At 57.2% G+C, this 15,627-nt stretch carries 12 protein-coding genes; 2 read left to right on the top strand and 10 right to left on the bottom strand.

Annotated features, from left to right (window positions below):
• Positions 1-10: 10 nt before the first annotated feature.
• The 9 genes from AAYR33_04680 to AAYR33_04640 all read right to left on the bottom strand — a co-directional run bounded on the left by AAYR33_04680 (position 11) and on the right by AAYR33_04640 (position 8,348).
• Positions 11-307 carry a hypothetical protein gene (locus tag AAYR33_04680; GenBank protein ID XAO72191.1) on the bottom strand — a complete coding sequence of 99 codons (297 nt, stop codon included), beginning with the start codon at positions 305-307 and terminating at the stop codon, positions 11-13.
• A 3-nt stretch (positions 308-310) separates the two neighbouring features.
• On the bottom strand, positions 311-475 hold the full coding sequence (locus AAYR33_04675) for a hypothetical protein (protein XAO72190.1): 165 nt from the start codon (positions 473-475) through the stop codon (positions 311-313).
• A gap of 39 nt (positions 476-514) precedes the next feature.
• The gene (locus AAYR33_04670) at positions 515-2,494 is read right to left on the bottom strand and encodes an AAA family ATPase (protein ID XAO72189.1); all 1,980 of its coding nucleotides are present in this window, start codon (positions 2,492-2,494) and stop codon (positions 515-517) included.
• Positions 2,495-2,514: 20 nt separating this feature from the next.
• A complete protein-coding gene (locus tag AAYR33_04665) occupies positions 2,515-3,117 on the bottom strand; it encodes a thioredoxin domain-containing protein (protein ID XAO72188.1) in 603 nt (200 codons plus the stop codon).
• Positions 3,118-3,152: 35 nt separating this feature from the next.
• Positions 3,153-4,118 (bottom strand): hemolysin family protein, encoded by a 966-nt coding sequence (locus AAYR33_04660; protein ID XAO72187.1) that lies wholly within the window; start codon positions 4,116-4,118, stop codon positions 3,153-3,155.
• Positions 4,115-4,528, bottom strand: coding sequence for an rRNA maturation RNase YbeY (ybeY, locus tag AAYR33_04655; GenBank protein ID XAO72186.1), 414 nt, complete (start codon positions 4,526-4,528; stop codon positions 4,115-4,117). The genes AAYR33_04660 and ybeY overlap by 4 nt, the downstream gene beginning before the upstream one ends.
• A gap of 124 nt (positions 4,529-4,652) precedes the next feature.
• On the bottom strand, positions 4,653-5,654 hold the full coding sequence (locus AAYR33_04650; protein ID XAO72385.1) for a PhoH family protein: 1,002 nt from the start codon (positions 5,652-5,654) through the stop codon (positions 4,653-4,655).
• Between the two features lie 107 nt (positions 5,655-5,761).
• Positions 5,762-7,150, bottom strand: coding sequence for a tRNA (N6-isopentenyl adenosine(37)-C2)-methylthiotransferase MiaB (gene miaB, locus AAYR33_04645; protein XAO72185.1), 1,389 nt, complete (start codon positions 7,148-7,150; stop codon positions 5,762-5,764).
• A gap of 184 nt (positions 7,151-7,334) precedes the next feature.
• The gene (locus tag AAYR33_04640) at positions 7,335-8,348 is read right to left on the bottom strand and encodes a lysophospholipid acyltransferase family protein (protein ID XAO72184.1); all 1,014 of its coding nucleotides are present in this window, start codon (positions 8,346-8,348) and stop codon (positions 7,335-7,337) included.
• 398 nt (positions 8,349-8,746) lie between these two features.
• Between AAYR33_04640 and AAYR33_04635 the strand changes: the two genes are divergently transcribed.
• Together AAYR33_04635 and AAYR33_04630 are read left to right on the top strand one after the other, a co-directional pair.
• Complete coding sequence (locus AAYR33_04635; GenBank protein ID XAO72183.1) at positions 8,747-10,678, top strand: BamA/TamA family outer membrane protein; 1,932 nt, start codon at positions 8,747-8,749, stop codon at positions 10,676-10,678.
• Positions 10,678-14,898, top strand: coding sequence for a translocation/assembly module TamB domain-containing protein (locus tag AAYR33_04630; GenBank protein ID XAO72182.1), 4,221 nt, complete (start codon positions 10,678-10,680; stop codon positions 14,896-14,898). Before AAYR33_04635 ends, AAYR33_04630 begins: the two co-directional genes overlap by 1 nt.
• Here the strand turns inward: AAYR33_04630 and AAYR33_04625 are convergent.
• Positions 14,892-15,533, bottom strand: coding sequence for a nucleoside/nucleotide kinase family protein (locus tag AAYR33_04625; protein ID XAO72181.1), 642 nt, complete (start codon positions 15,531-15,533; stop codon positions 14,892-14,894). The genes AAYR33_04630 and AAYR33_04625 overlap by 7 nt on opposite strands.
• Positions 15,534-15,627: the final 94 nt, after the last annotated feature.

Here is a 15,627-nt window from a genome sequence, read left to right as displayed (position 1 = left end):
CCATTCCTTACTAATCCGATTTCACCGTTTCCGCCATCTCAATTGTATGAGACAAATCCACAGAGAGGATGCAACTAACGCCGCGCTCCTGCATGGTGACGCCGTAAAGCCGGTCCATATGGGCCATCGTGACCTGCTGATGCGTCACGATCATAAATTGAACGCCATATTGCGACGTCATATCCCGGACGAGCGCGCAAAGCCGCACAGTATTGGCCTCATCCAACGGGGCATCGATCTCATCGAGGATGCAGATCGGGGCAGGCTCGCACGCAAACGTCGCAAATAAAAGAGAGAGCGCCGTCAAAGCCTACTCACCACCTGATAAGAGGGAGAGAGTCGAGAGTTTCTTTCCCGGAGGTTGGGTGTAGATCTCAAGACCCGCCTCTAATGGGTCATCCCCGCCGACAAGGGCCAGATTGGCTTTTCCGCCGCCGAAAATACGGGTGAAAAGACGTTGGAATTGCGCATCCACATCTGAATGTCGCGCGTAGCCTTTTGCGACCCTCCTGATTCAGATGGGCGATTTTTGTCTGGAGGCGGTCAATCGCGGCTTTAATCTCATCGATGTTGGCCTGCGTGTCGGCGATCTGCGCCTCGATCTCCCTGAATTCCTTTCTCGCGAGAAGATAACCGCGCCGAGAGAATCCCGTTTCTGCAAGGCTTGCGTCAGAACCTGGCGCAAATTCTGCTCCGCCCTTTCCGAAATATCCTCCGGCGCTGTTTTGCATGGTGCGGGCGGGGGTGAGTCGAGGAAGCGATCCCGCAATGTGCTGGCCTGAAGATGTTTCTCCGCCGCGCGCTCAATTGTCGCCTGCGCCTCATTCAGCGCTGTTTCCGTCTCCCTGATATCGTGATCCAGCGACATATAGGCGTCGCGACACCCATCTAACTGTGCCCGCAATTTCTCATAATGCTGACATGTCTCTGTAAGGTTCGCCTCAAGGGGGGGAAAGGGATTGTTCCGCTTTCTGACGTGCGACGGTAATGAGATTTTGCTCCTCCGACAGGCGTGCATCGTGAGAGACGAGGCGGGCAAGGTCAGACTGATAAGTCTCAATCTGCGCCTCATGCAATGCAAGGCGGAATGACTCTGTCTCCTACCGTGATTTCGCATCCTGTAAGGCGGCGGTAAGGGTGGTTTTTTCTCCCGAAGCCTATCAAGCCTGACATGCAGCGTATGTTCCGTCTCACGCGCGGCATCAAGGGCAGCGACCCCCTCCGAATGATTCATGGGCGAGGGCAGGGCGCGTAAAGCGTCCTCTGCAAGGATACGACGCTTTTCCAGCGCGTCGGCTTTGATCCGCACCTGCATGAAGCTCTGTTCCTGCGCTTCCCGTATACGCATGGCCTTGTCGCGCAAAGTTTCTGCCTCTTTGCAGTCAGCGTCACAATCAGCGATGTCTTTCGGAAGCTGGGAGAGCTGGGCGGCGAGGGTCTGGATTGTTTCGTGGCAGGCGCGCGCCTCGGCTGACATGGCGTCAATGCGTTGCTGCAGGCGGTTCTTCTTCTCCTGTGCCGCCGTGATCGCGGAATGAACCCGGTTCTGATCCGACTCATTCTGCGCCATGATCTGGCGCTCTTTCTCAATCGCCAGACGGAGCGTCTCAATGGCGTTACGCGTGGCCTCGCTTTCGGCTTCCCATTTGACCGTCTGTTCAGCTTTCGTCTGCCGACGGTCCGATAATTGCTGGAGAGTTTTTTCAGATGATGCGATTTTAGCCAGGGCCGCTTGTGTTGCCACCGCGCAACCGGTGATCTGCGCGTCGGCGCGGGCCAGTTGCACGGCGTGGAGATGTGCCTCGACCTCCCTGATGGTTTCAACGGCTTCTCTATAGGCGAGGGCGGAGGCGGATTGCGCCTCGAGCGCGTCGCGACGTTCCATCAGCTGAAAAGTGGCATCTTCCGCGCACTGGAGATTGGTCTCGGCCTGGCGAAGTTTGAGCTGGGCATCCCGACGGCGGAAATGAAGGCCGGATATGCCAGCGGCATTCTCCAGCAGGCTTCGGCGATCAATGGGTTTTGCATCGATCAAGGCGCCGATGCGATTTTTACTGACAATGGCGCGGCTGCGCCTCCCAAGTGATAGATCGGCGAATATCTGCGTGACGTCATGCGCCTGCGCGGCACGGCCATTGATCCGGAAATCACTCCCCGTGCCGTGTTTGGCAGTGCGGATGATTTCCAGCGTGTCTTCCTCAAGATGGGGCGCGGCGGCCAGCCCGCGGGCATTTTCAATCACGAGGCTGACTTCGACGAGGTTGCGGGCCGGTCGCGCGACCGTCCCCGCGAAGATCAGGTCATCACTCTCCCCACCACGCAGGGCCCGGCCGGAACTCTCCCCCATGATCCAGCGAAATGCTTCAACAATGTTGGATTTGCCGCAACCATTCGGCCCGACAATCGCGGTCAGGCCGGGTCGGAGATCGACCGTGACAGGGTCAGCGAAACTTTTAAACCCGGCAATCCGTAACGCGGTGAAGCTTGTCTTCATGCCAGGAGCTGCCGCTTGACTCAGGCTTCGGCTTTTTTGACTTCCTTGAAGAAGTCGTCATAGCTCCGCAATTCCGCCTTATATTCAATCGTGTTGAAGCGGAAATAAGGCGTTCCCTCAATGTGGTAACGCTTCTGGTCACGATCCTGTGTGTCGATGATCATCTGCCGCAATTTATTATCCGCATTGATGCGATCAAATTCGGTGCTTGAAATCCCGGCAAGGGTCGCCATTTGGCGCAATTGCTGCACAGGGTCGACATCACGCGCGAAGGCCCAGCGATCCAGGCTTGAAAGCAGCGCTTCACAAAAGGGGATGTAGCGATCATTCGGCAGGGAAAGTGCCAGCATTGACCCTAATAGCGCGACCTGATCCAGCGGGAACTCATGGAAATAATAGGCAATGCGGCCTGTATCAATCAGTTCAGCTTTGACACGGGGGAAGGTTTCTTTCTGAAATCTTGCACAGTGATAGCAGGTGAGGGAAAACCATTCATGGACCTTCACCTTGGCATCAGGGTTGCCCATCAGGTGCGGGGCGAGTATACTGCCCGCAGCATAGGCTTTCGGCAGAAAGAGTGTGGTCGGGGCGGCGGCGAGGAGGGAGCGGCGCGTCAGCTTCATTATTATGAACTCCGGGTATCAGTTGGCATGACAGCTTATTCGAATGCCGTATTATGACACGAAGCGTGATCATTTTCCAAAGAAGCGTCGTTGGAAAGTTGCGCCTCATCCGGGGCGGATTCACGCCATCCCTGTGGCATTGACGCGCGCAACGCCCGAATGTTGCGTGCATCGGCATCCATGACGCGAAAAACCACCCCGCCTTCATGGGTGAAGACTTCACCGCGAATGGGCACATGTCCGGCGAGGCGGAAGACAAGCCCGCCAATCGTTTCAATATCCGCCTCGCGTTCTGCCTCATTCAGGATTGGGCCGAATCGTTTTTCAAACTCTTCCACTGGCAGGCGGGCATCGAGGTCGAAAGTACCATCCTGTCGGCCCACGATGGATTGGGCAACGGGTTCATCATGCTCATCGGAGATCTCGCCGACAATGGTTTCGACAAGGTCTTCAATCGTCACGAGCCCGTCAATACTGCCATATTCATCAATGACCAGCGCGAGATGCGTACGCCTCTGGCGCATCTGAAGCAGCAGATCCAGAACCGGTATTTTAGGTGCGACGAAAAGCGGCTGTCGCAACAGATCCCGGAGGGAAAAGGCCTTCCCGGTATTTTGATAGGCGATCAGGTCTTTAACGTGGATCATGCCGATAATATGGTCGAGTTCCCCATCAAAAACGGGCACGCGGGAGTGATTTTCCCGTCGCATGAAATCAAGCGCCGCGTCATGATCCACACTGGCTGAGAGCGCGACAATATCGGCACGCGGTATCATGACGTCATCTGCCGTTTTTTCGCGCAGATGGAGCACGTTATAAAGAAGCGCGCGCTCCTGCCGGTCAAGTTCGGGCGCGGCACCGAGATTGCCGGGATGGTCGGCTTTCTCGATCAGGGCGGCGATGGAGCCACGTACGCCCCTTTCCCGATGATTGCCGCCGCGCCAGTTTTCAAAGAGGCGTTGCCAGAATGACGGCCTGGCTTTCCCTGTCCTGTTTCTCATCGCCAGCCCTTTTCACTCACGCGCCAGGGATTGGCGACACCCAGTCGGGCCAATATGCGGGCTTCAGCCTGCTCCATTCGTCGGGCTTCACCGGCACCTAGATGATCATGCCCGGCCAGATGCAAAATGCCATGTATCAGCAAGTGCAGCATATGCGCCGTAAAGCCCTTATTGCTGGATGATGCTTCACGTCGAATCGTCTCAAACGCCAACGCAATGTCGCCATCGCCAAAGGGCCCGGAAGCCTCGAAAGTCAGGACATTTGTGGGCTTGTTCCGCCCGCGATAAAGCGCGTTGAGCGTTTTAACGGCGCGATCATTTGTCAGGAGAATGGTCGGGTGATAAGGCCGGTGCGTCATCCATGCGGACAGGGTGATGGCGCGCCTGAGCTGCATTTCGAGACGCGGCACGGCGGTGTGCCATCGGCGGTCCTGAACGATGATATCGCTGTCGCAAGGGGCATTGTTATGATGTTGCCCCGGCGGAGGGGCGTGATGATCGTCCTGCCTGGAAGGTGGAGGTTCCATCTTGTTCCTAAGAGGGTGGTTGATGGCGCTGCGCATATTTTTGCGCAGGGCGGGCTTTATCATAAGCATCGACGATGCGCCCAACCAGAGGGTGCCGCACAACATCGCGCGATTCAAGCCGGATGACATGGACGCCGTCGACCCCGTCCAAAGTCTCAATCGCGTCGCGCAGGCCCGATTTGACGCCGGCAGGGAGGTCAACCTGGCTGAGATCACCCGTTACCACTATGCGTGTCACATGGCCGAGGTGTGTAAGAAACATCTTCATCTGGGCGCAGGTCGTATTTTGGGCTTCATCCAGAATCACAAAGGCATGAGACAAGGTGCGGCCCCGCATGACGGCGAGAAGCGCCACGTCAATTTCCCCGCTCGACAGGCGTCGCACGACCTGATCCGCGGGTAACATATCATGCAGGGCGTCATAAAGCGGGTGTAGATACGGGTCGATTTTTCCCCCCGCATGTTCACCGGGGAGGAAGCCAAGGCGTTCACCCGCCTCGACAGCGGGGCGTGACAGAATGATGCGCTCAACTTTGCCCGCCGTTAACATGGCAACGCCCTGGGTAACGGCCAGATAGGTTTTGCCCGTGCCTGCCGGGCCAACACCAAAAACGAGTTCTCCGGCTTGAAGCCGTCGCATGTAATCCGTCTGACCGGGTGAGCGGGGCGCAACCTCACCTGGGCGCGTGCGAATTTGCGGAAGATTATCGAGGTACGTGTCAAGCTGGGGCAGATCTGACAGCGACCCGTCTTCTGCGGGCGGTGCCGCACCGACCATGCGCACGATGGCGGCCACCATCGCGCTATCAGGCTGGGCGCCCAGTTCCGACTTATTGTAAAGGGTGAGAAGGGCGGATTGGGCGCGGGCCACATCCTGCTGTTTGCCGGATATCGCCACTTTATTGCCGCGACAGGCTAATTTGACCTGAAAACCTTCCTCGATAATCGGTAGGTGCTGGTCATATTGGCCGAGGACACGTTGCAGGGAGCTGTTATTATCGAACCTGATCGACGCTTTATGCTTCGTGTCGGCTCTCTCGGCTGTTGTTGGCCAATTTTCAGTCTGGGGGTTGGAATGCTCGTGAGGAAGCGGGTTGCGGAGTGAAGAAAATTCGCTCAAGCGCAGATAGTCTCCCGGATAAGTTCCCCCGCCAGGGAGTTGGTGAGGGTGTGCAGAATCCGAACCGTTACGATACGCCCGATCATATGTTCCGGCGCGTCGATAATGACGGGCTGCTGGTAGGGTGAACGTCCTACAACCTGTCCTGGTTTACGACCTTTATGCGTCAACAGCACGGCAACGTCCCGCCCGACCAGCGTCCTATTGAAGGCATCCTGTTGCGCGCGGATCAGTTTTTGCACGATCTGTAACCGTGAATCCTTGACCGCTTCATCCACCTGGAAATCCGCCGCGGATGCGGGCGTGCCAGGGCGCGGAGAATATTTGAATGTATAAGCCTGCGCGAATCCAACACCACGGATCAGCGCCAAAGTTGCCTCAAAATCGGCATCTGTCTCACCCGGGTGGCCAACGATGAAATCGGAGGAAATGGCGAGGTCCGGCCTTGCCGCGCGGAAGCGTCGGACGATCTCGCGATATTCATCCGCCGTGTGACCGCGATTCATCGCTTTAAGGACACGGTCGGACCCTGACTGAACCGGCAAATGCAGGAATGGCATCAGCGCAGCCTCATCCCGATGGGCGTCGATCAGGCTTTGAGTTATATCCCGCGGGTGAGCGGTGGTGTAACGGATGCGGGCAATCCCCTCAATCCGGGATAAGACCCGGACGAGTTGGGGCAGGTCTGCCGTCGCACCCTGCGCATCAAGACCGTGATAGGCATTGACGTTCTGGCCCAGAAGAGTCAGTTCACGCACGCCGTTACGGGCCATCTGCCGGGCTTCGGTCAGGATGGATGCCACATTGCGGCTGGATTCAGCCCCACGCGTATAGGGCACGACGCAGAAGGAACAGAATTTGTCGCATCCCTCCTGAATCGTCAGGAAAGCAGAGAGATTTTCCGGCGTCTGCGGCGCGGCCTCTGCCGGTAGGAAGTCGAACTTCATATCGACCGGAAAATCAGTCTCAATGACGTGGCCCCCGGCGCGGGCCGCGCGCGCGACCATTTCGGGTAGGCGGTGATAAGTCTGGGGGCCGAGGACGATATCAACATAAGGGGCGCGATGAATGATCTCAGCCCCTTCCGCCTGGGCGACGCATCCAGCCACGGCAATCACCATGCGGTCATGCCCCTGGGCAAGGCGGTCCTCACGGATTTTTTTCAGCAGACCAAGCTCTGAAAACACCTTTTCTGTCGCGCGCTCCCGAATGTGACAGGTATTGAGAATAACCATATCGGCATGCTCAACCTGTATCACAGGGCGATAGCCGAGCGGGCGAAGAACATCTTCCATGCGCGCACTGTCATAGACGTTCATCTGACACCCCCAGGTGATGACATGCAGGTTCTTCAGCTTTGTCGTCGTGGCGGGGTTATCAATCATGTGTGTCAGGGCAATCGCCACTCAATAATGTTCCGGATAGCTGCATCCCGCGGGCAGGTAGATCGGTAAAAAAGATGCAGCAGGCGTGATCAGAGCGCGTTATAGCGCCTTCACGCCCGGAATCCAATATTTTGTCGCTTCACAACTTGTGTGCGCATGTTGGAGGGGGCTGGTTTACGGGGATCTAAACCTGATTATCCGCAAATGCCTGCGACATTTCACGCGGCTTTGCCCGCTTTTGCGCGGCGGACTTAGCGGCTTCCGAGGGTTCAGGCAAGCCATCACGACCCTCATGCAGACAGCGCACGCCCCTGGCCACAACGTCATAAACAGCGGCGGAAAGACTTTTCCGATCCGGGTAATCTGCCGGGTCGATGGGTGGGTGCAGCAGGATGCTGGCCCGCATCCGACGCCATCGCGTCACCTGCCAGATATGGGGCGCCAGATCCATATCGCCGTACCACGCGAAAATTTCACAATCCTCACGCCAGACATCGCGGCCATTCAACCCGTCATAAACGATGGAGACAGGCTGTATTAGCACGGGGGGCGGAAGGGATGCCTCATCCGTCTTGCCCGTTGGCTTCGCGACCGCGAAGAAGGAGGACATAAAGGGCAGGACATCGCGCCCGTCAGAAGACGTGCCTTCCGGAAATAATATCAGATTATCGCCCGCCCGCAGGCGCGACGACATATCGAAAAGCTCCCGCCCCGTATTATTGCGCTGTCGGCTGACAAAAATCGTGCGTCCGAGCCGGGCGAGCGTGCCGATGACGGGCCATTCCGCAATCTGCTGCTTGGCCACGAAAACCGTCGGCAGCGCGCCGCCCGCGACGGGGATATCAAGCCATGAGCAATGATTAGCGACGAAAATAACCGGCTTTTCACCGCGTTCCACGGCTTTGCGATCCCGCTTTTTGCCGGCGAGCGTGCCGATGATGCGGACTTCAAGGCCTAGAATACGGCAGATTGTTGCCCAGTAAACCCGTGCGACCCAGATCTTCCCCCAGCCATCAAAGCGAATGAGAACGGATTGGGGGATCGCCATCAGCCCGGTCAGGAGAAGTGCGCCCGCAATGCGATAAATGGACCGGAGCCGAGCTGAAAACGTATGACGCACGCCATATTTTACGACCGGCGACGTGCCTGGTGGCGGCGCGCTGGCGATGGGAGGGGGTGTTTCTGCTCGATGTCGCATCAGAGGGGACGCACAACTGATGAACGGGCCGAGCACAGAAAATCTTGCATGGGTCTCAAAACGATTCTTTCGTTTTCGGTTACCGCCTTAACGCGTGCCCGTTCCGGCGGTGTCTTGGGATCAGGCACGACTTTATGCACAATCCGGGCGGGTGACAACTCTCGAGATTCAACCTTATAAGCTGGAGAAGGTTCATTACCTTCCCGCCCATTGGTGTCACGGCAGGATGGGGGATTGATCTTTGTAGAAGATCCGACAAAAGCGTTAACCTCCGCATCCGTGACGAAAATTCGCCATTTTTATCTGACAGATACGTAACGGTTAAAGACTGACCACGCTCATCGCATACCCGGGAAGACGCTTTGAAAGCCTATTTGCGACATTTTCTGAGAGTTCTGTTGATATCGAGCTTAATGATCGGCCTTGCGGAAGGGCGGGATGTTTCCGGCTATGATGTTGACGTCAAACCTTCAGGTGATGACGCTCTTGACCCGCTTGTGACGGCGTCATCCCTCCTCATCTCGTTGCAGAAGGCGAAATATCCGGGTGATTTCGCGTTCATAGCCCGCTTGAGGTCAGATTACCGCAATATCGGTGAGGCGCTGCAAAGTCGCGGCTATTATGATGGTCAGGTCATCATTACGGTGATATTGGCGGGGAAGGCACCGATTGACGCCAAAGACCCTCATTTGCTGGATTATCTTCGGGCAGCGGGTCGGGAAAGTCAGCGTCATATCAAGATTTCAATCGTCAAAGGCGACGTTTTTAAAATCGGGACGATCGCGTTTTACCTCCCCCTCCCACCTGAAAAGGGTGAGGCGGAGAAGGCAAAGGGATCGGAGACGGAGGGCGTCGCCTGGGGTCGGCCCATCACCCTGCCGCAAGCTGCGCAGGCGAGTTTCGGGCTAAAACCCGGTCAGCCTGCGATTGCCGAAGATGTTCTGGCGGCGCGGGGGCGCCTGCTGCATGATCTGCTTGAGACAGGACATGCGGAAGCGCGGGTGGATGCGCCCATTGCCATGGTGGATAAGTCTGCCAAAACGCTCAACCTCAAATTGACGGTCTATGAAGGGCCGGTCGTGGCAATTAGTCCTGTCACTTTTTCCGGCATGAAGCGCACGCGGCTTTCCTTTCTGAAGAACCGGCTGCAACTTCATGAGGGAGAATTATATCAACCCTCAAAAATTGAGGCCGCGCGTCAGGATATCGTCGATACGGGTATCTTCTCCTATGTCGGGGCGAAGAATGAACCCCCATTGGTGACTCTCGCGCGGCCGCAACATGGGCTTCAGCAGGCGATGCCGGTTGTCATCAAGCTCCAGGAATCCAAGGCACGGAATATTGCGGGTCAGGCAGGTTATTCAACCGACTTGGGTGGGCGTGCCGGTGTGGATTGGACGCATCGCAACCTCTTTGGCGGGGCAGAGCGGCTGAAGGTGACGGCTCTGATGACCGGGCTCGGTGGCTCCGCGCAGCAGGGGCTAGGCTATGATTTTTACACGGATCTCCTCAAGCCGGATTTCTTGCGTCGGCAGCAAAATCTCAGCCTGCGTGTTGAGGGTGTGAAGCAGCTCCTTTATTCCTACCATCAAACAGCCTTGATCATCCGCGGCGGCATCTCAAGCAATCTGAGTCGCTACTGGAATATTGGCGCCAGCCTCTCCGTCGAGCAGGAAAAAATCCGCCAGTTCGGCGCGGTGAATGATTATTTCATCGCGTCCATACCGCTCAGTGCGACCTATGACAGCACGGAGGTGAGCAACCCGATCGAACCCGCAACCCACGGCATTCGCGCCAATATCACCGTCACACCGTCGGAATCGTTCGAGCACGGTAATTCCTTCTTCACCATTATGAGTGCGAGCATCTCATATTATTTCGATCTCCATCGACTGGGACTGACAAAACCGGGGCGCTCCATCATTGCGATACGTGGCATTGTCGGCAGCGTTCAGGGGGCCTCGGTTTTTCAAATCCCGCCGGATCAGCGCCTTTACGCAGGCGGACCGGCGACAGTGCGTGGCTTCCGCTATCAGGGCATCGGACCGCAACAGGGCAAATATGCGGTGGGTGGCACCTCACTTGATGCGGGGACAGTGGAATTCAGACAGCGCGTGATGCAGAAATTCGGCGTTGCAGCCTTTGTCGATGCAGGGCAAGTCGGTGAAGGGAGCTGCCCTTTTCAGGGGACGGTGCGCGTTGGTTACGGCGCTGGCGTGCGCTACTACACCCCCATCGGCCCCGTAAGACTGGATTTTTCCCTGCCGATGAAGCGTCCTCGCAACGGCGATAAATGGGAGTTCTATGTCGGTCTGGGGGAGACTTTCTGATGTCTGATTGTATCCTCAGCAAGCGCCGCGGGCCGTCAGGTTCCGACAAGGCACCCCTGTCGAAAGCCCGGAGAGTCGAGCGATTTTTGTGTTTCGCCATGATGGCATTGCTCTCATGCGTGATTATGGGATTGGTGGCGGTGATCTGTGTCATCAACACATTCTATGGCCGCCAATTCGTGGAGAAGCAGGTGCCGTCTTTGACGGGCGGCATGGTGAATATCGCAGGCTTCTCAGGCCGCTTCCCGACTAAAATCTCACTGGCGTATCTTAGTCTGAGGGATAAGCAAGGCGTCTGGTTCGCGGCGGACGGCGTGACATTACGCTGGCATCCGCTGGCCCTGCTGCATATGCGAGTCAAAATTGACGATGTCCTGGCGCAATCCGTCTCAATCTCCCGGATGCCCGTCTCTGATGAAGCTGCCGCGACGACATCGGACGTCTCTGCATCATCGCCAGGATATTTGCATCTCGCCATCCGGTTGCGTCGGCTTGACGTGCAGAAGCTTGAGATCGGCGCACCTCTCGCTGGTATGGCGGCACGTTTTTCCGTCCAGGGCCATGCGCGCATCGCGAACCTCGCGCGGCTGCTTGATGGCGTGGACCCCAGACGCCTGCCAAAACTGCAACTCGGGTTGAATGTCACGCGCCTTGATCAGGCAGGCCATTTGAAACTTTGTGTGAAAAACTCATCCCGTCGCTTGAACTTTCATCTCGATGCAGCGGCCCCCGCCAATGCGTTTCTGGCGCGGCTCATCACCCAACCGCAGGCCGTGCCTCTCAGCCTTAATCTGGATGCAGCAGGGCCGCATAAAAATCTCGCCGCAACGTTGGATGCGAAGGTTGGAGACGGGCGCATTGCAGGTCAGGCTCTGTTGAATCTCCCTGCCCAGAAAGCGAAGCTCGATCTGGACGCGCATGTCGGCGCCATGCAGTTTGCATCTGTGGCAGGCTGGCAGTCTTTGACGGGGTCACTCCATCTCCAGGGGCCATTTCTCGCGCCGCTCGGGCAGGGAGAAGTGACCATTGACCGCCTGACAAGCTCAGCGGCGCAAATGGGGCGGATCAATCTGCGATTTGACAGGCACGCCGCTGCCAGGAAAGCAGAAATATTGTCGCTTCACACCCAGATCGACCAACTCAGAATCAATGCGTTGCCGACGCATCCATTTGATGCGGACCCGATCATCATGAACGCGACTTATCAGCCTGAGGCGCGCGGAGGGCCGGTGCATCTCAAAAGCGCGCATCGCATCTTTCAAATCAATGGCGATGCAGAGACGAAACCTTCTTTGAAAGGACGTGTCGCCTACACCCTGCCGGATCTCTCCCCTTTTGCGGCTTTGGGCGCGATCAAAATGGCGGGGCATCTTGACGGTAAGGCGCAATTTGCTTGGTCCGGCACGTCATCTGACGCGGCAAGTCTCACGGATGACACACAAATTTCCGTCTCCGAGGCGTCGCGCGTCTGGCAGGGCCTGGTGCAGGGACTGACAAAACTCCATCTGTCTCTGAAGCAGAAAAGTGAAAGCGGGAAGCCCGTCTATCATCTCGAAGATCTCGCGATCATGAATCCGCATCTCACGGTGCAGGCATCCGGTTCCGCCGGTTTGCAGCCGGGGCAGAAACTGCAACTCGGGCTGAAAGTAAAGATGCCTCAGTTGAAAAATGCCGCGCCTGATCTGAGAGGCTATGCCGATCTTGACGCGACCCTTGACGGGAAAATCGATGATTTCTCACTCTCATCTGAGCTGAAGAGCGCTATCGGCCTGAATAAAGCCGCGGATGGACAAATCACTTTATCATCGGCTTTCAAGCATCTTCCATCCCGGCCTGAGGGGTTTGTGAAAGCGTCCGGTACGCTGGATTCAGCGCCGCTGGATCTGGTTTCCCATCTCGCAAGTGATGAAAATGGTGGCCATCATTTCACGCTGGAGCGTCTCACATGGCGCAGCGTGAAGGGGCGTGCGGATATGTGCCTCGGCTCCCATAAAATTTTCCCGGTCGGGAATGCGCAGATTGAGATCGCGGACCTCAATCATTTTAGCGCGCTTGCGGGTCAGGCTCTGGCAGGACATGTTTCTCTTAAGGCGACGACGCAGGATGGCGTGGCCGGACACAATCAGCGGGTGGATGCTGTCCTGAATGGCCGCATTTCAAGCCCGAGCTTTCAGCTCGGCGGGCTGAACTTGACTGCCTATGTTACTGATACTGAAACAAATCCCAAAGTGTCGGCGCACCTGAAGCTTGATCAGATCAAAACCGGGACCATCACCGGTGCGGCATCGGCGCAGTTGAGCGGACCGTCCGATGACCTCCACCTCAATTTGCGCTCTCACTTTGATCCGTTTTTCGGCGCTGACCTCACTTTGTCATCTGACGTCACTGCCGATGTGACGAAGCAGGCGGCACATGTCACGAAATTCAATGCGCAATTGAAAGATGACTCACTTCGTCTGACCAAACCGTTGCTTGTGACATGGGGCGCGCGCACCGGGGCGGACAATATTTCTCTCAGCCTCTCAAAACCCAGTATTGCGCCGGCGTCCCTGACGGGACACGCATTCATCTCACCAAAACTCTCCGTTCAGATGGCGCTGAAAAACTTCCGGCCCGCTTTTGCGTCACCTTTTGCGCCTTCACTCGATATTGATGGCGTCCTGTCCGCAACGGCGCAACTGGAAGGTTCGACAGCTTCGCCGCAGGGCCGCGTCACCTTTCTGGCGGATCATTTCCACGCTTTGTCCGGGGATGCGGCGGCTCTCCCTTCCGCGACGATCAAGGCCATCGGAGATGTTAAGGGGGAGAATCTTCAGCTCCAGGCGTCGGCCCGTGCCGGAAATGACCTCGATATGCATGTGGAGGGCACGGCACCCCTTGCAGGGACGGGCAACTTGAATCTGGCGACGCGTGGCCAGATTGACCTCCGTATTGCTGATGCCATCACGGGGGCGGGCGGGATGGCCGTGCAGGGGTGGGTCATGACGGATCTCCAGGCCAAAGGCACCGTTCAAAAGCCGCAGATCAGCGGCGCTGTGACATTGAAAGACGTGGCTTTCTCGGATTATGCGCAGGGCCTGTCCGTGCATGGGATCAATGGCCGTATTGTTAGCGTCGATAATCAGCTCGTCATGCAAGATATCGTCGGACGCGCCGGTGAGGGAAAGATTGGCGTTTCCGGGTCGGTCGGCGTCCTTGAGCCGGGAATACCCTTGGACATCTCGGTTAATGCACGTAAGGCCCGGCCGATTTCGAGTGAGCTGATTACCGCCGTGATTGATGCATCACTGCGCGCCAGGGGCAAGCTCAGTGAGGCGATGGATCTGTCCGGGAAGGTGAAACTCGATACGGTCACCGTCAACATCCCGGATTCCGTCCCGTCCTCCATACCCAAGCTTAACGTCATATGGCCTGATCAGAAAGTTTCGCGCGATGCGGCGCAAGGCAATGGCGGGATGAAAATTAATCTGGATCTCGAAGTGGTCTCACCCGGAAGTTTCTATGTCAGGGGCCATGGGCTGGATGCGGAAATGATGGGCACGCTGCACATTAACGGCACGGCCGCCTCTCCGAATATTGAGGGGAGTTTTGACATGCGGCGAGGTTATTTCAATCTCGCAGGTGTGAACCTCAATTTCTCACACGGTGTCGTCGGGTTTAATGGCTCGGGCGTGGAGCACCAGCTTGATCCGTCTCTGGATTTCCGCGCGGACCGCAATGTGCAGGGCACGACGGCCAGCCTCGTTGTCTCCGGCTATGCCAGCGCCCCGAAGATTGACTTCACCTCCTCACCTTCTTTCCCGCGGGATCAGGTGCTGGCGATGCTGTTGTTCGGTAGTATGACGCCACAACTCACGACGTCGCAAATGGCGTCTCTCGCCATAGCATTGGCCCAGATTGCCGGGGGCAGTGGTGGTTTTGACCCATTGACCAAAATACGTGGCCTCTTGGGGCTGGACCGCCTTGCTGTCGGCGGGGGCTCCGGCGTGGCGGATGGCGGGGCGAGCGTCGAAGCCGGGAAATATATCACAAAGGGCGTTTATGTCGGGGCGAAGCAGGCGACGCAGGGCTCTGGCACGCAGGCCCAGGTTCAGGTTGATCTGACAAAGCGCCTCAAATTGAACACAACTGTCGGGACAGGGGGGCAGATCACCGGTTTCACCACGCCGGAGAATGATCCTGGCTCCAGCGTGGGGCTGAGTTACGGGCTGGATTACTGATAAAGCGCTTCCATGATGCTGCGCGGGATAACCCAATCCGCGCGGGACTTGAAGGACTCGATGAAGCGCGCATTAGGCGCGTCCGTCTGGGTGATCCAGGCTTCAGCCTCAGACTGTGCGCGCCCGAAACGGACATGGCGTGCCGCCAGCCACATGTTACGCTCGGCATCATCGACATCCACATACCAGACGTGATGCATGTTCTGGCGCGCAACCTGCCAATGGTCGTCACAGAGCAGGTAATTCCCTTCAACGATCACGAGGCGGCATGATGGCGCGATGGCGATGGCGCCCGCAATCACGCCATCCACTTCACGATTGAAATCCGGCGCATAAAGGGTTTGGTCTTCATCCGGTTGTGCGACGCGTTTCACGAGGGCGGCAAAGCCAGCACTGTCAAATGTGTCTTCCGCGCCCTTGCGTTGGCGGCGGTCCAACGCGTCAAGCACATTATTGGCGAGGTGGAAACCATCTATCGGCAGGATCGCGGCTTCCGGCCAGAAATAGTCTTTGATCCGCGCTGAAAGGGACGATTTACCGCAACCGGGTGGCCCGGCAATGCCGAGGAGGACGCGCTTTTGCGACGCCATGAGGGACTTGATACGGGATAAAATGGCGTCGGGAAGCTGAACCATGTCGAGGACGTAACACCGCTTGGCGCATCTGGACAAGGGGGCCGTTTGACGACTCATTCAGGTGAGAGGCAAACATTCCGCCGCGCGCTCAGCG

This window comes from Acetobacteraceae bacterium, assembly GCA_039613835.1.
In the GTDB taxonomy this organism is placed as follows: Bacteria; Pseudomonadota; Alphaproteobacteria; order Acetobacterales; family Acetobacteraceae; genus Sorlinia.
This window is presented reverse-complemented; position numbering and strand designations above follow the sequence as displayed.